At 60.4% G+C, this 23,946-nt stretch carries 23 protein-coding genes; 7 read left to right on the forward strand and 16 right to left on the reverse strand.

From position 1 onward, the window contains the following. On the reverse strand, window positions 1–1,226 hold a 1,226-nt coding region (locus tag COA65_06570; GenBank protein ID PCJ59158.1), incomplete at its 3' end, for a phosphoribosylamine--glycine ligase. 72 nt (window positions 1,227–1,298) lie between these two features. On the opposite strand from COA65_06570, the gene COA65_06575 reads away from it, so the two are divergent. Both COA65_06575 and COA65_06580 read left to right on the forward strand, forming a co-directional pair. Beyond that, window positions 1,299–2,750, forward strand: a complete 1,452-nt coding sequence (locus COA65_06575; GenBank protein ID PCJ59094.1) for an exodeoxyribonuclease VII large subunit — start codon at window positions 1,299–1,301, stop codon at window positions 2,748–2,750. Continuing rightward, window positions 2,750–3,613, forward strand: coding sequence for a peptidase M23 (locus COA65_06580; GenBank protein PCJ59095.1), 864 nt, complete (start codon window positions 2,750–2,752; stop codon window positions 3,611–3,613). Before COA65_06575 ends, COA65_06580 begins: the two co-directional genes overlap by 1 nt. On the opposite strand, the gene COA65_06585 is transcribed toward COA65_06580, so the two are convergent. The 6 genes from COA65_06585 to COA65_06610 form a co-directional block, all read right to left on the reverse strand. Continuing rightward, window positions 3,597–4,592, reverse strand: a complete 996-nt coding sequence (locus tag COA65_06585) for a tetraacyldisaccharide 4'-kinase (protein PCJ59159.1) — start codon at window positions 4,590–4,592, stop codon at window positions 3,597–3,599. The two genes, COA65_06580 and COA65_06585, sit on opposite strands and share 17 nt — an antisense overlap. Next, a complete protein-coding gene (locus COA65_06590; GenBank protein ID PCJ59096.1) occupies window positions 4,585–5,895 on the reverse strand; it encodes a 3-deoxy-D-manno-octulosonic acid transferase in 1,311 nt (436 codons plus the stop codon). Before COA65_06590 ends, COA65_06585 begins: the two co-directional genes overlap by 8 nt. Further along, entirely contained in the window at window positions 5,895–6,749 is an 855-nt protein-coding gene (locus tag COA65_06595; GenBank protein PCJ59097.1) for a hypothetical protein, read from the reverse strand. The genes COA65_06590 and COA65_06595 overlap by 1 nt, the downstream gene beginning before the upstream one ends. After that, on the reverse strand, window positions 6,649–8,445 hold the full coding sequence (gene msbA, locus COA65_06600; protein ID PCJ59098.1) for a lipid A export permease/ATP-binding protein MsbA: 1,797 nt from the start codon (window positions 8,443–8,445) through the stop codon (window positions 6,649–6,651). Before msbA ends, COA65_06595 begins: the two co-directional genes overlap by 101 nt. A gap of 120 nt (window positions 8,446–8,565) precedes the next feature. Next, window positions 8,566–9,909, reverse strand: a complete 1,344-nt coding sequence (locus COA65_06605) for a modulator protein (GenBank protein PCJ59099.1) — start codon at window positions 9,907–9,909, stop codon at window positions 8,566–8,568. A gap of 4 nt (window positions 9,910–9,913) precedes the next feature. Further along, the gene (locus COA65_06610; protein PCJ59100.1) at window positions 9,914–10,984 is read right to left on the reverse strand and encodes a DNA recombination protein RmuC; all 1,071 of its coding nucleotides are present in this window, start codon (window positions 10,982–10,984) and stop codon (window positions 9,914–9,916) included. A gap of 52 nt (window positions 10,985–11,036) precedes the next feature. Between COA65_06610 and COA65_06615 the strand changes: the two genes are divergently transcribed. From COA65_06615 to COA65_06625, 3 genes are read left to right on the forward strand one after another with little or no spacing between them, the layout of a single operon-like run. After that, entirely contained in the window at window positions 11,037–11,555 is a 519-nt protein-coding gene (locus COA65_06615; GenBank protein ID PCJ59101.1) for a peptide deformylase, read from the forward strand. Continuing rightward, window positions 11,555–12,508, forward strand: a complete 954-nt coding sequence (locus tag COA65_06620; GenBank protein PCJ59102.1) for a methionyl-tRNA formyltransferase — start codon at window positions 11,555–11,557, stop codon at window positions 12,506–12,508. The genes COA65_06615 and COA65_06620 overlap by 1 nt, the downstream gene beginning before the upstream one ends. A gap of 10 nt (window positions 12,509–12,518) precedes the next feature. After that, entirely contained in the window at window positions 12,519–13,256 is a 738-nt protein-coding gene (locus COA65_06625; GenBank protein PCJ59103.1) for a tRNA pseudouridine(38-40) synthase TruA, read from the forward strand. Here COA65_06625 and COA65_06630 read toward each other — a convergent pair. From COA65_06630 to COA65_06640, 3 genes are all read right to left on the reverse strand, one after another. Then, window positions 13,250–14,410 (reverse strand): succinyl-diaminopimelate desuccinylase, encoded by a 1,161-nt coding sequence (locus COA65_06630; GenBank protein ID PCJ59104.1) that lies wholly within the window; start codon window positions 14,408–14,410, stop codon window positions 13,250–13,252. The genes COA65_06625 and COA65_06630 overlap by 7 nt on opposite strands. Further along, window positions 14,407–15,273: a 2,3,4,5-tetrahydropyridine-2,6-dicarboxylate N-succinyltransferase gene (gene dapD, locus COA65_06635; protein ID PCJ59105.1), complete on the reverse strand. Its 867-nt coding sequence runs from the start codon at window positions 15,271–15,273 to the stop codon at window positions 14,407–14,409. The genes COA65_06630 and dapD overlap by 4 nt, the downstream gene beginning before the upstream one ends. A 90-nt stretch (window positions 15,274–15,363) precedes the next feature. Further along, window positions 15,364–16,074, reverse strand: coding sequence for a pyrimidine 5'-nucleotidase (locus COA65_06640; protein ID PCJ59106.1), 711 nt, complete (start codon window positions 16,072–16,074; stop codon window positions 15,364–15,366). Window positions 16,075–16,227: 153 nt separating this feature from the next. Here COA65_06640 and COA65_06645 point away from each other — a divergent pair, with 153 nt between their 5' ends. Continuing rightward, window positions 16,228–17,949: a diguanylate cyclase gene (locus tag COA65_06645; GenBank protein ID PCJ59107.1), complete on the forward strand. Its 1,722-nt coding sequence runs from the start codon at window positions 16,228–16,230 to the stop codon at window positions 17,947–17,949. Further along, window positions 17,946–19,502, forward strand: a complete 1,557-nt coding sequence (locus tag COA65_06650) for a hypothetical protein (protein PCJ59108.1) — start codon at window positions 17,946–17,948, stop codon at window positions 19,500–19,502. Before COA65_06645 ends, COA65_06650 begins: the two co-directional genes overlap by 4 nt. Window positions 19,503–19,523: 21 nt before the next feature. On the opposite strand, the gene argB is transcribed toward COA65_06650, so the two are convergent. The 6 genes from argB to COA65_06680 are packed head-to-tail and all read right to left on the reverse strand — an operon-like array spanning window position 19,524 to window position 23,787. Then, window positions 19,524–20,432: an acetylglutamate kinase gene (argB, locus tag COA65_06655; GenBank protein PCJ59109.1), complete on the reverse strand. Its 909-nt coding sequence runs from the start codon at window positions 20,430–20,432 to the stop codon at window positions 19,524–19,526. Window positions 20,433–20,443: 11 nt separating this feature from the next. Further along, window positions 20,444–21,133 (reverse strand): YihA family ribosome biogenesis GTP-binding protein, encoded by a 690-nt coding sequence (locus COA65_06660; GenBank protein ID PCJ59160.1) that lies wholly within the window; start codon window positions 21,131–21,133, stop codon window positions 20,444–20,446. Window positions 21,134–21,184: 51 nt separating this feature from the next. Next, a complete protein-coding gene (locus COA65_06665) occupies window positions 21,185–22,972 on the reverse strand; it encodes a membrane protein insertase YidC (GenBank protein ID PCJ59110.1) in 1,788 nt (595 codons plus the stop codon). 18 nt (window positions 22,973–22,990) lie between these two features. Then, entirely contained in the window at window positions 22,991–23,248 is a 258-nt protein-coding gene (locus tag COA65_06670) for a membrane protein insertion efficiency factor YidD (GenBank protein ID PCJ59111.1), read from the reverse strand. After that, window positions 23,245–23,643 carry a ribonuclease P protein component gene (gene rnpA / locus COA65_06675; GenBank protein PCJ59112.1) on the reverse strand — a complete coding sequence of 133 codons (399 nt, stop codon included), beginning with the start codon at window positions 23,641–23,643 and terminating at the stop codon, window positions 23,245–23,247. The genes COA65_06670 and rnpA overlap by 4 nt, the downstream gene beginning before the upstream one ends. A 9-nt stretch (window positions 23,644–23,652) precedes the next feature. Continuing rightward, complete coding sequence (locus COA65_06680) at window positions 23,653–23,787, reverse strand: 50S ribosomal protein L34 (protein PCJ59113.1); 135 nt, start codon at window positions 23,785–23,787, stop codon at window positions 23,653–23,655. Window positions 23,788–23,946: the final 159 nt, after the last annotated feature.

Raw genomic sequence — 23,946 nt, forward strand, 5'->3', positions numbered from 1 at the left:
GCCGCATAGGCGCGGCGGTTGGCATCGGTGATTGTCGTGCCGAGCGCGGTCACGCCAAGGACGCGCCCGCCATTGGCGACAATCCGGCCATCCTCCGTCGCGCGCGTGCCGGCGTGGTAGACGGCAACGCCCGGCAATTTTTCCGCCGCATTGATACCGTTGATTTCCGTTCCCTTTTCATAGGCACCCGGATAGCCCTTCGCGGCCAGAACGACGCAAAGGGCGGCCTCTTGCCGCCAGCGCAGGGTGATGTCGTTCAGACGGCCCTCCTGGGTCGCGACAAGGGCTTCGAGAAGGTCTGAATCCAGCCGGGCCATCAGGACCTGGCATTCCGGGTCGCCAAAACGAATGTTGAATTCGATCAGCTTCACCCCCCCCTTGCCAATCATCAGACCGGCGAACAGCACGCCCTGAAAGGGACAGCCTTCCGCCACCATGCCGCGAACCGTCGGCTTTAAAATACGCGCCATAACCTCATCAACAATGGCGTCGGTAACGATGGCGGCTGGCGAATAGGCCCCCATGCCACCGGTGTTCGGCCCCACATCGCCGTCCCCAACTGCCTTGTGATCCTGGGCGGCAATCAGCGGCAGAACATGTTCGCCATCGACAAAGGCAAAGAAACTTGCCTCTTCACCTTCAAGATATTCCTCAATGATAATTTCGCGGCCTGCCGCACCGAAACGGGCATCGACGAGCGCCGCTTCAATGGCGGCTTCCGCCTCTTCCAGACTGTGAGCCACGGTCACCCCTTTCCCCGCCGCCAGGCCGTCCGCCTTGATGACGATTGGGACACCTTGTTCATGCAGATAGGCCTTTGCCGCCGCAACGTCCGTAAAACGCGCATAGGCCGCCGTTGGGACGCCGTATTTCGCGCAGATGTCCTTCATAAAGCCCTTTGAGCCTTCAAGGGCGGCCGCCTTTTTATTGGGGCCGAAGGCCGGAATACCGGCAATTTCCAACGCGTCCACCAGACCAAGGACCAGTGGCACCTCTGGGCCAATGACAACAAAGGCGATGCGTTCGTCTTGCGCAAAACGAACGAGGCCCTCGACATCATCCGCCGCGATGGGTACGCATTTCGCAAGAGCCGCAATGCCGGCATTCCCCGGCGCGCAATAAAGCACCTCACAAAGCGGCGATTTTACAATCGCACGTGCCAGCGCATGCTCGCGGCCACCGCCGCCAATCAAAAGCACCCGACCGGGCAAAGCCGGTGTTGTCATCTTCTTCCCCTATCTGACTATTTTCGTGGACGCCTTTCCCTTGCGCCGTGCCTCTTGATATCATCGGAACCCATGAGGAACAATTCGCCCGAACCGGACGCCCGCCCGAACATCGCCGAATACAGCGTAAGCGAGCTTTCGCTCGCCCTCAAACGAACGGTTGAGGCGGCCTTCGGCCAGGTGCGGGTGCGCGGCGAAATTTCCGGCTTCAAGCGCGCGACCTCCGGTCATTGCTATTTCAAGCTGAAAGACGAAAAGGCCGTGCTGGACGCCATCTGCTGGCGCGGCACGAAGCTCGACCTGTCACCCGAAGACGGGCTTGAGGTCATCTGCAAGGGCCGCATCACGACCTATCCGGGGCGCTCAAACTACCAGATCGTCATCGAGGAAATGGAGCTGGCCGGCGAAGGCGCGCTTCTAAAGCTTCTCGAAGCACGGCGCAAAAAACTGGACGGCGAAGGCCTCTTCGCCGCCGAGCGGAAAAAGCCCCTGCCCTATCTGCCAGAACGGATCGGCGTTGTCACGTCGCCAACCGGGGCCGTCATCCGGGATATTCTGCACCGGCTGGACGACCGTTTTCCACGCCACGTCCTGTTGTGGCCCGTCCTGGTCCAGGGTGAGGGCGCGGCCGCCGCGATTACGGCGGCAATCGAAGGCTTTAACCGGCTGGAGAAAGACGGCCCCATTCCCAGGCCGGACGTGCTGATCATTGCCCGGGGCGGCGGCAGTCTGGAAGATTTGTGGGCATTCAACGAAGAAAATGTCGTGCGCGCTGCGGCGGCATCCAAAATCCCGCTGATTTCCGCCATTGGCCATGAAACGGATACGACGCTGATCGATTTTGCCGCCGACCGGCGCGCGCCGACCCCAACGGCAGCGGCGGAAATGGCGGTGCCGGTGCGCGCCGAATTGCTGGAGGATGTCCTCAATCATTCCCGCCGCCTGGTCGGAACGATGACGCGTTTTCTCGACGGCAGACGCCTGCAAGTGGCGGCGCTGACGCGCGGCCTGCTCGACCCGAAATCCCTTCTTGAAATGGCAACGCAGCGTCTGGACGAATGGACGGACCGCCTGGAAGGAACGATGACGCGTTTTCTCGACGGCAGGTGCCTGCAGGTGACGGCGCTGGCGCGCGGCCTGCTCGACCCGAAAGCTCTGCTTGAAATGGCAACGCAGCGTCTGAATGAGCGGGCAAACCGCATGGAAACCGCCATCGCCCAAGCCCTGGAAACCCACCGACGCCATCTGACCGGGACCGGCCGCCTCCTCGAAAGCCTTTCCTATGCCCGCGTGCTGGATCGCGGCTTTGCCCTTGTGCGCGACCGAAAAGGCGAGCCGGTTACATCGGCGAGCGCAACAAAGCCCGGCATGGCGGTCGGCATCCATTTCCACGATGGCCATATCGGTGCCGTCATCGATGGGGATGCCATTGATGGCAATGCCATTGCTGGCACAAAAGAAAAAAAGCCAACCCCGGCAAAGAAGAAGCCGGTGAAAAAGATAAATCAGGGAGATCTTTTTTAATGCCGGGGATACGGGTTGCCATCGCCTGTTTTTTTGCGGCCCTTTTTCTCTATTCGCCAGCCCTTTGCGCCGGCGGCAAAATCGATTTCAATTTCAAGGGGGCCTTCCACCAGGGCGGCCTCGTAACCGGCAAAGCACCTGCGGGTTCGACGCTGCATTTCGAGGGGCGCGCCCTGCGAATTTCCCGGGCGGGGGCATTCGTCATCGCCTTTGGCCGTAACGCGAAGGCCGACGCCGATCTGGCCTACCGTCTGGCCGATGGCAGCGAAGGCGTGCGCCACCTGACCATCGCATCACGGGACTTTCCCACCGAAAAAATTAATGGCCTGGCCGCCGACAAAGTAACCCCCGACGCCGCCAGAATGGCGCGCATCCGTGCGGAAGGTGCCCTCCTTGCAAAAGCCCGGCGTGGCGACCACGACGAGGCTTTCTTCGTGAACGGCTTTTCCTGGCCGGTCCTGGGGCGGATCAGCGGCGTTTATGGCAGCCAGCGCATCTTGAACGGCGTGCGCCGCAGCCCCCATTCCGGCACCGACATTGCTGCGCCAAGGGGAACCCCGGTGACAGCCCCGGCGGACGGCATCGTCGCCCTACGCCATCTGGATATGTTTTTCACCGGCCAGACCCTGGTGCTCGACCACGGCCACGGGCTTTTCACGGTCTATGCCCATCTTGACCGCATCGACGTTGGAGAAGGGGCCCGGGTCAAAAAGGGCGATCCGATTGCCATCATCGGCGCAACCGGGCGGGCAACGGCACCGCATCTGCATTGGGGCATCAGCTGGTTTGGCATCGCCCTCGACCCCCAAAGCGCGGCCGGGGCCATGCCCGCGACAACACCACCCATTACGAAGGCCCGATAGCGCCTTTCTTCTTTCCCAGAAAGGGGCGAAGCAGGGCTTCAAAGGCGGCCCGGTCTTCCCATTCGATATGGACCGGCAGGGCCAGAATGCGCGCGCGCAAGGACGGCGGCAGCCGCATGGCATCCTTTACCGTCGTAACCGCCACCGCGTCCAGCGTTGCCGCCTCGTCAAGCAACGCTTCTATCTCGCCATCCCGATAGGGGTGATGATCGGAAAATTCCCGCGTCCCGACAATTTCAAGGCCGGCCTCGCGTAAGCTTTCAAAGAATTTCTCCGGGCGGCCAATGCCGGCAAAGGCCAGCACGCGACGGCCCTTTAATTGAGAAAATTCAGGTCCCGGTGCAAGCCGGGCGCGAAGAATGGGGAGACCTGCGGCCAGGCCATCCGCGACCCCGGTCCGGTCCTGGCCGATGAGGACGAGCCCCGCCGCCCGGCAAAGCCCGCGGCCAATCGGCTCACGCAAAGGCCCGGCCGGAAGCAGCCGCCCATTGCCAAAGCCAAAACCGCCATCGACGACAATCAGAGACATATCTTTCGCCAGGGTCGGGTTTTGCAGACCATCGTCCAGGATCAGGCAGGTCGCCCCAGCCGCCTCCGCCGCCCGGGCCGAAAGAGCCCGGTTGCCCCCGACCCAGGTTGGAGCAGACGCCGCCAACAACAGCGCCTCGTCGCCCACCTGGCTGGCGTCATGGTGGCCAGGCTCTACCAAAATAGGCCCCTTGGCACTACCGCCATACCCGCGACTAAGCAGATGCGGCGTGCCGCCATGTTCCTTAAAATATTCAGCAATTGCAATAGCTACAGGGGTTTTCCCAGTGCCGCCAACAACAAGATTGCCAACACAGATTACCGGTATGGAAGATCGGTATGGCTTGGCAAGGGCCCGGTGAAGCCATACCCCAGCGGCCCAGAGGCACCCGAGTGGAGCCAACGCCACGGCGCGCCAGCCACCCGCCTGCCAGAAGCGCGGGCTACGCATCCGGCCCCGCTTTGGCAGCAGCATCGTTGGGCGCAAGCCCAAGGCCATCAAGATAAGGCTGCACCCGTTCAACCACGCGATCCAGTACGCCCGCCTCGCCGGCGGCAACCTGCTTTGCCGCGTCCGCCATGCGCCGGCCCCGGTCGGGCCTTTCCAAAAGCGCCGCCACCGCGTCGGCCAGGGCATCGCCATTGGCGACCTGTTCCGACGCGCCGGCCAGTTGAAGGGCCTCGGCAATGCGGGCGAAATTTTCGACATGGGGCCCGTGCAAAATCGCGCAATCCAGCCGCGCCGGCTCCAGCAGGTTCTGCCCCCCATGGGGCACGAGCGAACCGCCAACAAAGGCAATCGGTGCCAGACGGTAGAAAAGGCCAAGCTCGCCCAAAGTATCGCCAAGGTAGATGTCCGTCGCCGCCGTCAGAACATCGCCGCCGGCCCGCCGGGCGACACAAAGGCCCTCGGCACGGAACCTTGCCGCCATCTTCACACCCAAGGCCGGGTGACGCGGCACCAGGAAGGTGAGCAACCCCGGATAGGCCGCTTTTAATTTGCCATGCACCTGGGCAGCAAAGTGCTCTTCGCCGGGATGCACGCTGGCCGCAAGCCAGCAGGGCCGGTTTTTCAAGCCTGCCTTAAGTTCGCCAAGGGGACCGGTCGCCACCGGCAGGGGTGGAGCGGCATATTTCAGATTGCCGACACAGGCGATGTTTTCACCCCCCAGACAGCGCAGACGGTCCACCGTCACGTCACTTTGGGCCAGAGAAAGCCGGAAGGTGCCGAGAAGCTTCGCCGCCAGACCGGGCACCCGCTGCCAGCCTCGAAAGGAACGGTCGGAAATCCGGGCGTTCAAAAGGACCGCCGGAAGATCCCGGGCCCGGATATCGGAAAGGACATTCGGCCAGAATTCCGACTCAACCCACAACACCAGATCCGGCCGCCAATGGTCAAGAAAGCGCGCCACAACCCCAGGCAGATCAATGGGCGAGAATTGATGAAGCCCCCCCTCTGGCAAGCGGTCCCCCATCAGCTTTGCCGAGGTGACCGTTCCGGTTGTGACCAGCACATGTGGCGACGGTGTCGCCTGGCACATACGCTCCACCAGTGGCAAAATCGAAAGGGATTCGCCGACGCTGGCCGCATGCACCCAAATAACCGGCCCCGGTGGCCGTGGAATGCCCGCAACGCCGAGACGTTCTGAAAAACGGGCCCGGTCCTCCTTGCCACGATACCGGCGCCAATGCAGGTAAAGGCGGATCGCCGGGGCACCAAGGACCGTCGCCACGCGATACAAGGCAAATACCATCAGCCGGACACTTCTTCCGTGGAGGGTGCCCGGCTGGCCTTCTTCCCTTCGTCCGGGCCTGCTTTTGGGATCGCCGGGTGGCCATATTTTGCATCTGCCACAACTGTCAGATCGTAGAGCCGGTCTTCCAGTTCCTGGCGCACGCGTTCAATCCCCGCCTCGTCGATGTCTTTTGGCACGTGGATCGGCTCCCCCCACACGAAGTGGCCGCGATTAAAGGGCGTGGCAAGAAAAAACCGGTCCCAGCTTGAAAGCAATTTGCAGCGCGATGCCGAGAACGTCAGCGGCAGGATCGGCACACCCGTCTTACTGGCAATCGTCACAGCGCCCGGCTTTGCCCGCATGCACGGACCACGGGGCCCATCCAGCGCCATCCCGATGGTGTTGCCGGAACGCACCGTCTTCAAAAGCCCGCGCAGTGCTGTCAACGCCCCCGTGGTTGCCGAACCAATGATTGTCCGAAAGCCAAAATGCGCCTGGGCGCGAATGCTGAGCATGCCATCCCGATGCCCGGAATTCAGCTGGGTAAAGGGGCGACGGCTTTCCCATGCGTAGGGCAGCATCATCAGCCGCCCATGCCAGAAGCAAACGATAAAGTTTTTATCCGCATCCCAGAAGGGTTGCGGATGCTCCCGTCCCTCGACAGACCAGCGACTCGTCCGGCGAACCAGAAAAACGTAAAACGCCATCAAGGCGCCAAGCAGGCGCTGCACAAAGTCAAAACCAAGAATTCGCTTGTGCAGCCGCACCGAATCAGACCTGAACGCAAGTTGGGGGCTGTGCCTCGGTCCCATTTTCGAACTGAAGCGCATAAAGCCGTGCATAGACCCCGTTCCGGGCAAGCAGCGACGCATGGGTACCTTCTTCGACAACGCGCCCCGCGTCGATCACATAGATAATATCGGCATCCTGAACGGTGGAGAGCCGGTGCGCGATCACCAGGGTGGTGCGGCCCTGCTTTAGCCGTTGCAACGCCGTCTGAACCTGACGTTCCGATTCGGTGTCGAGCGCCGACGTCGCTTCATCCAGCAACAGGATCGGCGCGTTGCGAAGCATCGCTCTGGCAATTTCGATGCGCTGGCGCTGGCCGCCGGAAAGCCTGCCGCCCCGTTCCCCGATTACCGTGTCATAGCCCTCCGGCAATTTGTCGATAAAGCTATCGGCTGCCGCCGCCTTCGCCGCCGCGACAATTGCGGCGTCGGTCGCGTCCGGATCGCCGTAGAGGATGTTTTCACGCACCGTGTTGTCAAACAGGCCTACCTCCTGACTGACAAGCCCGATGGTGCGGCGCAAGGTTGCAAGGGTTGTGTCGCGAACGTCCTGACCGTCGATTTTCAGGCTTCCGGAATTGACGTCATAAAAGCGCGGAATCAAATTTAAAATCGTGGACTTGCCACTGCCCGACGGGCCAACAAGGGCCGCCGTTTTCCCCGCCGGAACCGTAAGCGTCACGCCGTGCAGTGCCGGGCTGTTTTCTCCATAGGCGAAATGCACATCGCGAAAAACAATTTCACCCCCGGTCACCTTCAGCGGTTTTGCGTCCGCCCGGTCGCAGACCTTCGGGGCATCGTCAAGAAGTGCGAAGACCCGCGATGCCGCCGCAAGCCCCTCCTGAAGCGTCGCGTTCAGATTGGCGATGCTTTTCATCGGCTGATAGGCCATAAGCAGTGCCGCAATAAACGAGAAAAAAGCGCCCGGCGTCGTCGTTCCGGAAAGAACCTGGTTCCCCCCATAAAAGACGACGAAGGCAATCCCTAAACTTCCCAAAAGCTCCATAACCGGATGAACGATGTTACGAACCTTCGTCGTTTTGTAGCCAAGCTTGAAAATCTTTTCGACGATGTTGCTGGCGCGTGCCGTCTCATGGCTTTCCATGCCATAGGCCTTGACATGCCGCGCCCCATGAAAGGTTTCTTCCAGAAGCGCCGTGAACTTGCCCACCAGCAATTGCATGCCGGTCGAAACTTTTCGCATCCGCCGGCCCACCTGCATGATTGGCAAGACCGCCACCGGATAGATCACGAAGGTGATCAGCGCCAGGGTCCAATCCTGGTAAAACATGACGCCGACAAGAAAGATAAGCGTCAGTGAATCCTTCACCATGCCGCTCAACGCGTTTGCAATCCCCGCGCGCAGCAATTGCAGATCATGGGTAAAGCGCGAGACAAGGGTGCCGGTCGACGTGCCATGAAAGAAGGCAAGGTCTGCCCGAATTAAATGGGCATACATCCGGACCTGAATATTGGCGACGATCCGCTGGCCAACGTAATTCAGAAACAGCGCCTGACCATAGGTGGAAAACCCCTTGATCGCGGCAATCACCAGAATGGCGGCCGGGACCAGGAACAGCATCGTCGGGTCCTGTTTCAGAAAAACGTCGTCTAGAACCGGCTGCATAATCCACGCATTGGCTGCCGTGGTGGCGGCGACCAAAATCATGCACAGACCCGCGAACGTCAGTCGCCAGATATAGGGCCGGATGCTTTCCCGAAAAAGTCGGCGCACAAGCGCCTGGGTCGTCTCATCCGGATTCAGGGAAGGAGAAGTCATTTTACGCAATTCAATTTTACGCAATTCAATTTTACGCAATGCACATGTTTACGCAGTGCATATGGGTTGAGCCGCGCAAGATAGCACGCCGGCCGGGCTGCCGCCAACGCCTGCGCGCATTCAGACACCTGCGACCATCATGCCGTCCACCCGCAATGTCGGCGCATTCACGCCATAGCGAAATTCAAGATCATCCGCCGCTGTCAGGTTGCAAAACATGTCGCGCAGATTGCCAGCGATCGTGATTTCGCTTACCGGATAGGCGATTTCGCCCTTTTCGATCCAGAAACCGGCCGCGCCACGGCTGTAATCACCTGTCAACCCATTGACCCCCATGCCGATCAGCTCGGTCACATAGAAGCCATTATCAATGGCTTTCAGCAGCGCTTCGCGGCTCACATCCCCTGGCGCAAGGTAAAAATTCGTCACGCCGGGCGATGGCGGCGAAGAAATGCCGCGCCCGGCATGGCCTGTCGAGCGAAGGCCAAGCTGGCGCGCGGAACGCAAATCCAGCAGCCAGCTTTTCAAAACCCCGTTTTCCACAAGGTCGCGGCGCGAATTGCCAACGCCCTCGCCGTCGAAAGGCCGCGAGGCAAGGCCACGCGGGCGGTGCGGGTCGTCCACGATGCGCATGTTTTTGGGAAAAATGCGCTTGCCCAGGCAATCTTTCAGAAAACTTGTCCCGCGCGCAATCGCGGCACCATTGATGGCGGAAGCAAAATGGCCCAGCAGGCCACCGGCAACTCGCGCCTCAAAAACGACTGGAACGGCTGCCGACGGCACCTTGCGCGGATGCAATCGCGCCACGGCGCGCTCGCCCGCCTGCCTGCCGACGGCTTCCGGAGCTTCCAAATCCTGTCCATGATGGGCGATTGAAGACCCGTAATCCCGTTCCATTTCCGTACCGCTTCCCGCCAGCACGGAAACACCAAGCCCGTGACGCGTCACCGTGTAAGCACCGGAAAAGCCATTCGTGCCCAAAAGCGTAACGTCGCTGCGTTGCCAGCCAGCTTCCGCGCCCTCGGAATTTGTGATTCCGGAGACAGCGCGCGCTGCCTCCTCCGTCTGGCGCGCGCGCGCCATCAGCTGTTCAACATCGGGGACATCCGGATCGCATAAATCGAGATCCGGCGGGGACCCCGCCAGTTCTTCCGGCTCTGCCAGACCGCAATGAGGGTCCTCCGGCACCACCTTGGCCATGGCGACGGCGCGCTCGGCCAGGGTTTCAAGGGATGCCTTGGAACAATCCGTCGTCGAGACAATGGCCTGACGATGGCCAAAAAAGACCCGCAGGCCCAAATCCATGACCTCTGCCCGTTCAAGCCCCTCCGAACGGCCAAGGCGATAAGGAACCGAAAGGCTTTCCTGTTCGACCAGAACGGCATCGGCGGCGCTGGCACCCAGGCTGCGCACTTTCTTCAACAGGGCTTCGAGATGCCCGCTTGCGTCCTGAAAAGATGGCATCGCGCTACTCTACCAGACGCGGCTTGGTGGGCTGCGATGCGATGATTTCCTCAGACGCATCGGTCTCCTGAACATCGAGTTCATTGATGCGTTCCGCCCGCTTTGTCACCTTGCGGGTCGAGATTTGAATGGCTTCGATGTCGKCCTCCGACTGCTTGAAATGGGTTTTYAAYTTRCCGACACGYTCRTCGATGCGRMCGACRTCTTCCAGMAGGATCATSACTTCCTTTTGAATGACRTGYGCCTGTTCRCGCATATGSACGTCCTGCAAYACRGCGCGAATYGTGTTCAGGGTMGCCCAAAGCGTGCTTGGYGAAACRGTRTAGACGCGCRCRCGGTGCGCTTTTTCRACGATGTCCGGAAAATTTGCGTGYAGCTCCGCATACACMGCTTCAGACGGYAGAAACAGCAGGGCRATCTCTGCCGTTTCGCCGGGMAGRATRTATTTTTCAGCAATYGCRCGGACRTGCTTCATGACATCCGTGCCGAAACGCCGCGAYGCCKYMYGCARGGMRGCGTCGTCCMCGGCGGCSCGAATGGCSCGRTARCTTTCCAGTGGAAATTTTGCGTCGATCACAATCGGCCCCGGCGGATTGGGCAGATCCAGCAGGCAGTCCGCGCGCTTGCCGTTGCTCAACGTCGCCTGAAAGCGATAGGCGGACGCCGGCAACACGCCCTGCACCAGATCCTTCAACTGCACCTCGCCAAAGGCGCCACGGGCCTGTTTGTTTGCGAGAATGTCCTGCAGGCCGACGACCTGGGTCGAAAGTTCGGCAATGTTTTTCTGGGCGGCATCGATCACGGCCAGACGCTCGCGAAGATCCGTCATTGTCTTCGTTGTCTTCTCAGTGGATTGCGTCAAACCCTCGTTCAGCCGGCGCGAAACCTGCTCCAGCCGGTCGCCAATGGCACGCTCCTGCGCCTGTAGGCTTTGGGCAAGGTGGTGTTGCGCTTCAGCCACGGCTTGCGCCTGTTGATCCATCCGCCCGCGAAGCTGAGCCACAAAATAAAGAAGGCCGCCACCAAGAAAGATGACGACGGCAAGAAACAGAACAAACTGAAAAACCGGATCCATGACGCATCCTACCCGGATTGGCGCATCTTCACAAAAGGGGTATCCTTGAAAGATGGCAATTTTACCGATTCTGACAGCGCCGGACCCCCGGCTCGAAGCGATGTCGCAACCCGTTGAGAAAGTGGATGGCGCGATTCGCCGTCTTATGGACGACCTTTTGGAAACGATGTACGCCGCACCGGGCATCGGCCTGGCTGCCCCCCAGGTGGGCGCGCAAAAACGCGTGCTGGTTATCGACATCGCCAAGGATGGCAACCCGCCGGCCCCCTTGCAGCTTGCCAACCCGGAAGTCCTTTGGACCGCAGAAGAAATGCTTATCTACGAAGAAGGCTGCCTGTCCCTGCCGGATCAATATGGGGACGTCGCCCGCCCGGCGCGCGCGCGAATCCGTTACCTCGACCCTGAAAACGAAATCCGTGAGATTGAGGCGGAAGGTCTGCTCGCCACTTGCCTTCAACACGAAATCGACCACCTGAACGGCGTGCTGTTCGTTACCCATCTTTCGATGCTGAAACGCAACATCATCCTTCGCAAGCTTGCAAAGGTGAAAAGGCTGCAGGCAACCGCCTGATGACACCTCTTAAGATCGCCTTTCTCGGCACGCCAGAATTTGCCATCCCAACCCTGGCCGAATTGGTCAAAGCGGGCCATCGGATGGCCGCCATCTATGCCCAACCGCCGCGCCCGCGCGGTCGTGGCCAGAAAACCCGGCCCTCGCCCGTGCAACGCTTTGCCGAAGAACGCGGGCTTCCGGTGCGAACGCCCAAAAGCCTGAAGACGGAAGAAGAAGCCCGCGTCTTTGCCGATCTGGACCTGGATGTGGCGGTTGTTGCCGCCTATGGCTTGCTGTTGCCGCAAGCGATCCTTGAAGCGCCCCGGCTTGGCTGCATCAATTTGCATCCCTCGCTGTTGCCCCGCTGGCGCGGTGCGGCCCCGATCCAGCGCGCCCTGCTTGCCGGCGACGCAATGACCGGGGTAACAATCATGCAAATGGGCCTTGGCCTGGACGATGGCCCTGTGCTGCTTCAGGAGGAAATCCCTGTTCTGGCCGAGGATACGGGCGGCAGCCTGGAAGCGCGCCTGGCCCAACATGGGGCGACGTTAATGCGAAAGGCCCTGGACGCGGTGGCGGCAGGGAACATTGCGCCACGGCCCCAACCCGATGCCGGCGTCACCTATGCCGAAAAACTGCACCGCGACGAGGCTGCACTGGACTGGCGGCTTGCAAGCGACGTGCTTGAACGCCGCGTCCGGGCCTTTAACCCCAAGCCGGGCGCGTGGTTCCCCCATAAGGGCGAAGCCATCAAGGTGCGGTCCGTCACATTTGGCGAAGGCCACGCCCATGGGGCACCCGGCACCCTGCTTGACGACCAATTGACCATCGCCTGCGGTAAGGGCACCATCCGCATTCTGGAATTGCAGCGCCCGGGCCGCGCGGTCCTGACGGCGGCTGAATTTCTACGCGGCAATGCCATGCCAGCCGGCACGGTGCTGGCCTGCCCAGAAACAAAAACCGAACCATGACCCGCTGCAAATGACCCGTTTCAAACTCACCATTGAATATGATGGCGGCCCCTTCGTCGGCTGGCAACGTCAGGCAAACGGCCTGGCCGTGCAAGAGGCCATCGAAAAAGCGATCACGCGCCTGACCGGCGAAACCTGCACCCTTTACGGTGCCGGGCGAACGGATGCCGGCGTCCACGCCCTTGGCCAGGTGGCCCATTTCGATCTGGATCGCGCCTTCGAAAGCATCCGCGTCCGCGATGGCCTAAACGCCCATCTCCGCCCGCAGCCGGTCGTGATTGTAGATGCCGAAGCCGTCGACCCCGGCTTTGACGCCCGCCATTCGGCAAAAAAACGCAGCTATCGCTATCGCATCCTGAACCGGCGCACACCAAGCACCCTTGACGCGGGCCGCGTCTGGCACGTCAGCACGGCGCTTGACGTCGACGCGATGGCCGAGGCCGCCACCGCGCTGGTTGGCAAGCATGATTTCACAACGTTCCGTTCGACCTTTTGCCAGGCGGCGTCGCCCATCAAAACCCTGGACCGGCTTTGTGTCAAAAAACGGGGCGACGAAATTCACATCGAAGCCAGCGCGCGTTCCTTCCTGCACAACCAGATCCGCATCTTTGCCGGAACCCTGAAAATGGTCGGCGAAGGCAAATGGACGAAGGCAGATGTTGAAGCGGCACTAGCCGCCCGGGACCGGGCGAAAGGCGGGCCGACAGCACCGCCGAAAGGGCTTTACCTTGTCGGCGTGCGTTATTGATTCGCAGTAGAGAAAAAAGATTCCAGAATCGTCCGGTAGATTTCTGTCAGCGCCTCAAGATCGGCAAGCGCAACGCGCTCGTCGGTCTTGTGCATCGTTGAACCGGCCAAACCAAATTCGACAACCGGCGCGACGTCTTTCAAAAAACGCGCGTCCGATGTGCCGCCGGTGGTGCTGAGTTCCGGAGTCTTGCCGGTTGTTTTCGCAACCGCCGCCGCAACAAGGTCCGTCAACGTGCCCGGTGCGGTGAGAAAAGCTTCCCCCGTAACGGCAATGTCGAGGGTGTACGCAATTCCCGTGGCGTCAAGGCAGGCGCGCAAATGGCGTTCCAGACTGGCCGCTGTAAAACTGTCGCCGAAACGGACGTTGAAACCGGCTTCGGCCCGTCCCGGAATAACATTCGTCGCCCCATTGCCAACGTCAATGGTTGTCATTTCCAGATGCGAGGGCTGAAAATTTTCGCTTCCCCGATCGAGAGACGTTGCCAGCAACGCGTCCAGCAAAGCCAGCAGCTTTGGGATCGGATTGTCGGCCAGATCGGGATAGGCCACATGGCCCTGCACACCGTCCACGGCAAGCCTGCCGCACAGACTGCCCCGTCTGCCGATCTTCATCATCTCGCCAAGGTAGCGCGGATTTGTTGGCTCCCCCACCAGACAGGCGTCGAAACTTTCGCCCTCCCGGGTAAGCTGCTCCAGCACCTTGCGCGTCCCGTTGACAGACCGGCCCTCTTCGTCGCCGGTGATTAACATGGCGATGGACCCGGAAAATTCGCCGCCGCGCGCATCAAGAAAGGCCGCGACGGCAGCCGCAAAGGCGGCCAGCGCCCCCTTCATGTCCACGGCCCCCCGGCCATAAAGAAAACCGTCGGCAATTTCAGCGGCGAAGGGCGCCACGGTCCACGCCGCGTCATCGCCCACCGGCACAACGTCGGTGTGGCCGGCAAAACAGAAAACCGGCGCGGCGTCACCAATGCGCGCATAAAGATTATCCACGCTGTCCACCGCATCCGAAAACGGAAGCCGCCGACAGCGAAAGCCAAGCGGCACCAGAGCCGCTTCCAGCACCCCAAGGGCACCGGCATCCTCGGGCGTTACGCTGGGACAGCGAATGAGGTCGCGCGCAAGGGCAAGGGCATCCAGAGAAGCCGTCATTGCCGCAACAGTTCGTTAATGGACGTTTTCGCGCGCGTGCGTTCATCCACACGCTTGACGATCACCGCACAGGCAAGCGCCGGTGCTGGACGCCCATCGGCAAGCGGCGCACCGGCAAGGGTTCCCGGCACAACAACGGAATAAGCCGGCACCCGGCCATAGGTGATGTCGCCGCTGGCGCGATCGACAATCTTCGTCGAGGCCCCGATGTAAACGCCCATTGCCAACACGGCGCCTTCCTCAACGACGACGCCTTCGGCAACTTCGGAACGCGCACCGATAAAACAGCCGTCCTCGATAATCACCGGCGAAGCCTGCAAAGGTTCCAGCACGCCGCCGATGCCCACACCACCGGAAAGATGGCAGTTCTTTCCAATTTGCGCGCAGGAACCGACCGTCGTCCAACTGTCAACCATCGTGCCTTCGCCCACATAGGCACCGATGTTTACAAAGCTCGGCATCAGGACAACCCCCGGTGCGATATAGGCGCTACGGCGTACGATGGAGCCGGGCACGGCGCGAAAGCCCGCCTGGCGAAATTTCTTTTCGTCCCATCCCGCGAATTTCGACGGCACCTTGTCGAACCAGGCTGCCGGACCCGCCTGGGGATCCCCCGGCCCGCCCGGAAGGATCGCCATGTCGTTCAGGCGAAAGGAAAGCAGCACCGCCTTCTTCAGCCACGCGTTCACCTGCCAGCCGCCCTCGGCACTCTCACTGGGTTCGGCAACGCGCAAAGCCCCGCTATCAAGGGCCGTCAGCGCCGTCTCAACGGCATCGCGCAGCCCCCCCTTCGTCTTTGGCGACAGGGTTTCGCGCGCGTCCCAGGCGGCATTGATTTCATTTTCGAGCGTAACAATGTTCATTCGATCCACCTTGCCCTTCGGTCCTGCGTCAGATTGGCGGCGAAGATGAGCCCGCCCCCCCGGCCTGTCAACCACGCGCCTGTCCGGCCCTCAACCGCCTGAATCATTGCACACAGCCCCCTTCAGCCATTTTGTGAGATCGTCGGCAATGTAATGAATGTGGTCTTCCCCTTCACCGGGACCGGCATCCTCCCATCCGGTCCGCAACCAGACCGTCGCCATGCCAAGGGCCGCCGCCGGAGCAAGATTTTTCGGCAGATCATCAATCATGACCGCTTTGGCTGGATCGATCTCGTGGCGGTCAAGCAACCGCCGATAAACCACCGGCTTCGGTTTCGGAAGAAAATTGGCGGCTTCAATATCGAAAATGCCATCGAAATGCGCCCCGACACCAAGCCGGGACAGCACCTCCATCACATGGGAGGCCGGGCCGTTCGTGAAGATGAATTTCCGCCCCTGGAGCTGCGCCAGCGCTCCATCCAAATCGGGGTCGGCCAGAACCGGCGAAAAATCGACGGCGTGGACATAGTCGAGATAGCCGACCGGGTCCACATCGTGACATTCCATCAGGCCGTACAGCGTGGTTCCATAGCGATGAAAATATTCTTTTTGCAAACGATGCGCCTCGTCCGCCTCAACGCCGAGAAGGTTGCGAATAAATTCCTGCATCTTGCGGTCAATCTGCGCAAACAGCCCACAGCTTGCCGGGTAAAGCGTGTTGTCGAGATCAAAAATCCAGGTCTCGACATCCTCCAGAGAAGGCGGGGGGCCCAAGGTGCTCGGCAAATTCATGACAGACATTCTCTCTTGAAAACCCTTGAAACTGCCGGTTTTTCAGGCAAACCGACCCCGAGCCTGAGGAATTCCTTAACCTTCCGCATCTAAAATCCCCCTAGCAATAGGCTTTGGTTTTAACACAGACAAGACAATGGCTAGGCAGTGGGGCGAAGTGGGATGAACGACCCGCTCGTATCGACAGACTTCATATCTCCGGAAAATGCCCCGGCAACCCCGCGCTTTGACACCCTGTTCGCGGCAGCAGGCGCGCTGGCCGAGGCAGCTTTCCCAGCATGCCTTGCCGACGGCCGGGGACAAATTCACCAGGCCAACGCGGTGGCCAGATCCCTGCTTGACCGCCTCGACAAAACCACCGCCCAAAGCCTTGCCGCAAAGATTGCCGAAGCCCTGGACGCGAACGCGGCCCGCCAGGTCGAATTGGTGTTTCCGGAAGATAGTGCAACAAATGGCACCGACATTCCCGCCGCCACCCTTGGTTTTTTCCTGCTGCCTTTCCCGGAAGACGGCCTTGTCCTGCTTCTTGGTCAAGACGTGACATTTGACCGGAATTTACGCGAAGCCTTGATCGAATCCCGCCAGCGCTACAAGGAGCTGGCCGAAACGGCAAGCGATTTCGTCTGGGAAACCGGGGCGGATGGCTGTTTTACTTTTCTTTCTTCCACGGGCGCGCTGGGCTTTCCGGCAAACGCCCTGCTTGGACGCAATCCCGCAAGCCTTCTTTTCGACGCAACGGAAACCGAACTGGCAATCCCCTTCCATGCAATTTCTGAAATGACGGGGGTTGAACTTTGGTTCCGGGACGCCAAAGGAAGTGCCGCCTGTCTTTCAATCTCGGCCCGGCCGCTTGGTGACGAAACCGGCATCTGGAAAGGCGCGCGCGGCGCCTGCCAGGACATCACGGAAATGCGTCTGCACCAGATGGAAATCGCCCGCTTTCAAAGTCGGGAACGCCTGTTGCTTTTCCTGGTACGCACCATCCGCGACGAGGTCGAACCCGACAGAATGCTTGCCCGCGCCGCCGCGGCCATCGCACACGCAACCGGTGCCGAGGGTTGCCGGATTGTTACCCTGATGGAAAAAGGCTCCCCCAGCCATGGGGCCGAATTTGGCGATGTGCCCGCCTTCGATGTCGAAAAAACCGTCCTTTGCGACCCAAAAACCACCTTTCCAGCCGCCTTTTCCTCCCCCCGACCGGGCCTGTTATCGCCAACCTCCTATCAGGGGCGACAAAACGGGGCGGTTAGCATCTGGCGAGAAGCGCGCCCCTTCGACCCGGACACAGGCGACCTTTTAATCAGCGTTGCCGACCAGCTTGGCATCGCCAATGAACAAATTGCCATCCACCACCGCCTGGTGCATTTATCGACGACAGACGCGTTGACGGGCCTTCTCAACCGACGCGCCTTCCATGACAAACTGAACCGCCGCTTTGCACGCGCCGCACACGGCCAGGAAAAAGCGGCGCTGTTCTACCTTGATCTCGACAATTTCAAGCAGACGAATGACCACCATGGTCATGGAGCAGGGGATGCGGCCCTTCGCAAGACCAGTGAAATTCTGCTGCGGAACACGCGCGGCAATGACCTTGTCGCCCGGCATGGTGGCGATGAATTCGTCCTTTGGCTGGAAAATACGAATGCCGCAACGGCGGAAGAAAAGGCGCGCGCCCTTCTCGACGATGCTATCGCCCTTGCCGAATTTTCAGGCGGCACGAATTGCCCGCTTGGCTTCTCGATCGGGATTGCCATTTTCGACCCGGATCACGGCGAAACCCTTGCCGATCTCCTGAGCCGCGCCGATGCCGCCATGTATCTGGCAAAACAGGACGGCAAGGGTGGCTATCGCCTTGCTAGCGCGACCCGGGCAACGCCGCGATGACCGGGCAACGACCGATGTCGCAGGATTACGAAAACGCCAAGGCCATCGCACGGGACGCCGACGCCAATGTCCGGCGCGACCTTGCGGCGCGAGAAGATATTCGCCCGGAAATTCTTTACTACCTCGCCGAGGACAGCGATGCAGACGTGCGCGCAACCATTGCCGCAAACCAAAAAACGCCGGGCCATGCCGACCTTCTTCTCGCGCGCGACCCAAACGATGCCGTGCGCTGCCAGCTTGCCCGGAAAATAGGCCGTCTTGTTCCCAATATCTCCGAGGCGGCACAAGACCGCATGCGTGACCTGACCCTTGAGATTCTCCAAATTCTTGCCCGGGATCGCCTGCCGGATGTCCGGCGGATGCTGGCCGAGGAATTGCGGGCGACGACGCAGGCACCGAGAGATGTCATCCGCAAACTCGCCCGGGATCGGGAAATCGAGGTGGCCGCACCGGTGCTGGAATTTTCCCCGCTGCTGACGGATACCGATCTGCTGACGCTGATTGCCACCGGCCCTGACAAAGAATTGGTAACGGCCATTGCCCGACGGGACGCCGTTTCTAAACCCGTCTCGGACGCCATCGTCGAAACCGAAAACGTCCCGGCCATTGCCACCCTTCTGGCCAACCCGTCAGCACAGATTCGCGAAGAGACCCTGGACCGCCTCGTGACAAGGGCCCCTGCCATTCCTTCCTGGCACGCCCCGCTTGCGCGTCGCCCGGAACTTTCCCCATCCATGATCCGTAAACTCACCGGATTTCTTGCCGCTTCCCTGCTAAAGACCCTGCAAAACCGTGGCGACCTTGACCCGGAAACCGCAGCCATGGTGGCCACCGCGATCCATGACCGCCTGCAGAGAGAGGAGGCCGGCGACCTGGCCCCATCGGAAGGGAACGCGCAGCAAAATGCCGCATCGGACGTGCGCGCCCTGCTGGAAAAGGGCCAGCTTGATGAAAAGGCAATCGCAGCGGCGGTGGGCGAAGGAAAACATTTCTTCGTTACCGAAGCCCTTGCCGCCCTCGCCCATGTGCCGGTCAAAATGGCGGCGCGCATCCTTGGTGCCGGCAATGCCGCCGCCGTTGCGGCGCTTAGCTGGAAAGCCTCCCTTGGCGCACGTCTCGCGTCACGCATCCAAACCCGTATCGCGCATGTGCCACCAACCGAGGCCCTAAGCGTCGAAACGGACACCTATCCAATGGACGAAGCGGCGATGCGCCTGCAACTGGACTCATTCCAATCCGCCACAGAAATGGAAATCGACGCCGCAACCGGGGAACCGCCAAGCGGCGGCGGCCTCATGGAACCCGACTGGGCGACGGGCGAAACAAACCCGGCGCAGCAAGTCGCGGAACCGGACTGGGCGACGGGTGACGCAAACCCGGCGCAGCAAGTCGCGGAGCCGGACTGGGCGACGGGCGAAACAAACCCGGCGCAGCAAGTCGCGGAGCCGGATTGGGCGACGGGCGACGCAAGCCTGGCGAACGAAGAAGAAAAAGAAGAAGCGGCAAAGACGCCGCCTGCAAAAACATCGGGAAAGACCGCCCCGGACGCCTAAACCAGAAGGCCAGGCCGCCGCCTAACCGGCGCGGACCAGCGTGCCAACACCATGGGCCGTAAAAATTTCCAGCAACAACGCATGGGGCACACGTCCATCAAGGATGACGGCAGCCTCGACATTTTCCTGCACCGCTGTCAGGCAGGTTTCGGCCTTCGGAATCATGCCGCCATGGATCGTGCCGTCGGCGATGGCGGCCTTGACGGCAGAGGCTGCCATCTCCGGGATAAGCCCCCCCTCCTTGTCGAGGATGCCCACCACGTCCGTCAGCAAAAGCAACCGCGTTGCGCCCACGGCCTGAGCCACCGCACCCGCCACCGTATCCGCATTGATGTTGAAGGTTTCGCCACGACTGCCGCTGCCGATTGGGGCAATGATCGGGATGATTTGGGATTCAACCAGGGACAGCAGAATGGTTGGATCAATTTCGGTCGGTTCGCCGACGAAGCCAAGATCGAGAATTTTCTCGATGTTGGAATCCATGTCCCGCTTCGTCCGCCGCAGCTTGCGCGCCCGGATAAGGTTGCCATCTTTGCCTGAAAGACCCACGGCCAAACCACCCTCGGCACTGACCGCAGCGACGATCGCCTTGTTGATCGTCCCCGCCAGCACCATTTCGACGACGGCGACGGTTTCCTTGTCGGTCACCCGAAGCCCGTCGATAAATTCACTTTTTAGCTTAAGCCGTTCCAGCATTTCGCCGATTTGCGGCCCGCCACCGTGAACGATGATTGGATGAATGCCGACCTGCTTAAGCAACACAACGTCGCGGGCGAATTGCGCCGCCAAGTCTGCGTTGCCCATCGCATGGCCACCATATTTGATAACAAATATCTCGCCGGCATAGCGCCGCATATAGGGAAGCGCATGGGAAAGTGTCTTCGCCTGGTCAAGCCATTTGGAATCAATCTTGAAATCTATCTTTTTCATAACGAAAAACTCTAGTGGAATTCGGCCGGCTGCGCCAGCATAGCCAGATGCGCGCGAAGCTCGGGGATGCCGCTTCCGGTTTTAGCGCTGGTGACAAGAATTTCCGGATGCGCCGCCCCGTGGGTGCGCGACTCGCGTTCGGTTTCGGCAAGCCGGGCGGCAAGCGCTTCCGGCTTCAGGCAATCGGCCTTTGTCAGGACAATCTGATAAGAGACGGCGGCCTTGTCCATCATCTTTAGAAGATCGCGATCCAAATCTTTAAAGCCGTGTCGCGCATCGACAAGCAGCAGCACCCGTTTCAAACTGGACCGGCCCTGCAAATAAAGGCTGACGAATTCCGTCCATTCCCGCACGGTTTTTTTCGAAACACGCGCATAGCCATAGCCGGGAAGATCGACGAGGGTTTGCCGGTTGTCCCCAAGCCGGAAGAAATTAATCTGCTGCGTCCTTCCCGGCGTCTTCGAGGTCCGGGCCAGAGCATTTTGCCCCGTCAGCGCGTTCAACAGGCTGGATTTTCCGACATTCGACCGCCCGGCAAACGCGATTTCCGGCAAATCCGCTTCAGGCAACGCCGCAAGAGTGGTCGCGCCAAACTCAAAAACGCAAGGGCCAAGATACAGCCGCCGGCCAATTTCCAGCGCCGCCGCATCTTCCGCCACGGAGGTCGCCGGTGTCTTCGCCCTGTCGCCTGTCTCTGTCATTTTTTCCACTTTCCAGGCCCGCCAGACCGGCCCAAGCCCCGCAGAACGCCGTCAGCTTTTTTCGGCCGCTTCCCTGGTCGTCTTGCGCAGGATCACCCATTGCTGGGCAATTGAGAGCACGTTGTTCCATGCCCAATAGATCACCAGCCCGGCCGGGAAATTGGCAAGAAGAAACGTAAAGACAAGCGGCATAAACTGGAAAAGCTTCGCTTGAATAGGGTCCGCGGGCGGCGGGTTCAGCTTGAACTGCGCCCACATCGTAATCCCCATAAGGATCGGCCAGATGCCGAGATGCAGAAAATCCGGCGGCGTCCAGGGGATTAGCCCAAAGAGATTGAAGAGCGAGGTTGGATCTGGTGCCGAAAGGTCTCTGATCCAACCATAGAAAGGCGCGTGACGCATTTCAATCGTCACAAACAGCACCTTGTACAAAGAGAAGAAGACGGGCAACTGAATTAGCACCGGCAAGCACCCGGCCAGGGGGTTGATCTTCTCGCGCTTGTAAAGCTCCATCATCTCCTGATTCATGCGCGGGCGATCATCCTTTAGACGCGCGCGCAACTCGACGACTTTCGGTTGCAGCAATTTCATCTTGCTCATCGAGCGGTAGGATTTGTTGGCAAGCGGGAAGAAGACAAGCTTGATTAAAACCGTCAGCGCAAGAATGGCCAGCCCGAAATTTCCAATCAGCTGGTTCATGTAATCGAGCAGGTAAAAAATCGGCTTCGTCAGAAAGTAAAACCAGCCGAAATCGACGGCACGATCGAAGAGCGGAATGTTTAGATTTTCCCCATAGCCATCAAGCAGGCGGACTTCCTTTGCGCCGATGAAGAGACGGGTGACGGACTCGATCACACCACCCGCCGGAAGGGCCAGAGCAGCGCCCCGGAAATCCACCTGGTATTTGTCGCGACCGGTCGCAAGGCGGTGCGTAAAGCGGTAGTGATTTTCGACGCCTTGATCGGGAATAAGGGCGGCAAGCCAGTATTTGTCCGTAATCCCGATCCAGCCACCCTGGCTGTTGCGCACCATGTCCGGCGTTTCCTGAAGGTCGTCGTAATCCACTTCTTCAAGGGTTTGATCGAAGACGCCGAGCAACCCCTCATGCAGGATGAAGAACCCTTGGGTTTCCGGCGTCCCGGTGCGCGAAACAAGGCCGTATGGATAAAGCGTCAGCGGGGCCGCAGCGACGTTCCTGACGCTGTCCGTGACGGTGAAAAGATAGGTATCGTCAAGCGCAATCTGACGGGTGAATTCGAGGCCCTGACCGTTTTTCCAACGAAGAACCAAGGGCTTTTCCGGCGTCAGGGTCGCGGCGTCCGCCTGCCAGAGGGTGTCAGCATTTGGAACCGCCATGGCGACATCCCCCGCGCCCACCACCCAGCCAAATTCGGCGTAATAGGGCAAGGCCGTTCCCGAAGGCTGGAAAAGAACAATCTCCGCGCTCGATGGGTCCGTCGTCTCACGGTAGGCCTTGAGCGCAATATCGTCGAGGCGGCCGCCCTTGAGGCGAACCGAACCGCGAACACGGGATGAGTCGATGACGATCCGGGCATCTGTCGCCAGCGCCGTACCGCGATCCAGCCCACCGGCAAGCGGCCCGCCGACCTCCAATCCGCTGGCCACACTGGCAGGTGCCGACACAGCGCCGGTCCCAACGCCAGGCGCGGGCACGGCATTTGCCGAACCCGTCGCCGGCGTTCCGGGAACCGCCACCGCCGTTTCCTGGTGCGGCAACACATCCGCCGGTGCCGGATAGTGGTAGTCGTAAAACGATTGGAAGCTCAACAGGATCCCAAGCGAAAGAACGACGGCAATAAGAAGGTTGCGCTGTTCCATATGTCTCGAATGCTTTGGTTAGATGTTTTCCGGATGCAGAGTCGGTTTTTCAACCTGCGGCGGTACGGGATCGTAGCCATCGCCACCCCAGGGGTGACAACGCCCAAGACGCTTCAAGGCGAGCCAGCCGCCACGCGCCGGGCCAAAATTCGTGATCGCTTCCTCTGCATATTCCGAACAGCTTGGGAAATAGCGGCAGCTTGGCGCAAGCCATGGCGAGAGCGTCCACTGGTACAGCTTGATGCCTCCACGCAGAAAATTCGCAATCGCTTTCATTTTGCCTCTCCTGGGCCGGATGCGTCTGGCCCGGTTGCTTCGACAAAAGAATCCAGGCGCACAAGGGCCGCTTTCAGGTCTTGAACAAGACTGCGAAAGGGCCGTCCGAGGGAAGCGCGCCGCCCGATGACAACATAGTCTCGCCCACGCCTGCCATGACAAGCCAGCACTTCTCGCACGGCAGCTCTCAGACGGCGGCGCACCCGGTTGCGTTCAACCGCGTTGCCAACCCGCCGGCTTGCCGTAAAACCTACGCGCACGCCTTCTTCATCGGATCCGGCTTCCGCCGTTGCCATGGATGCCACCTGAAGAACCAATCCTGGGGTAACCCATTTGCGGCCCCGGCCGGCAACACGAAGAAAATCGGCCCGGTGCTGCAGACGTCCAACCGACATCCGCACCCTTTAAGCCGACAGTCGCTTGCGGCCTTTCGCGCGGCGCCTGGCCAGCACACAACGCCCGCCAACCGTCGCCATACGGCTGCGAAAGCCATGACGACGTTTTCGAATAAGAACACTGGGTTGATATGTACGCTTCACCGATAATACTCCATCCGGCGGACCTGTCCCACAAGCCCCGCTGTATAAGGGCTTGAACGGGGCAAGTCAACGCTATCCGGGCATTGTGGGGCCTGGCGGAACCTTCACGCTCTTTTGATGGCCGTTGACTTGCCCGGCCCCTTTGGAAACGCTACACCC

The sequence above is a fragment of the Rhodospirillaceae bacterium genome (genome assembly GCA_002746255.1).
Lineage (GTDB): Bacteria > Pseudomonadota > Alphaproteobacteria.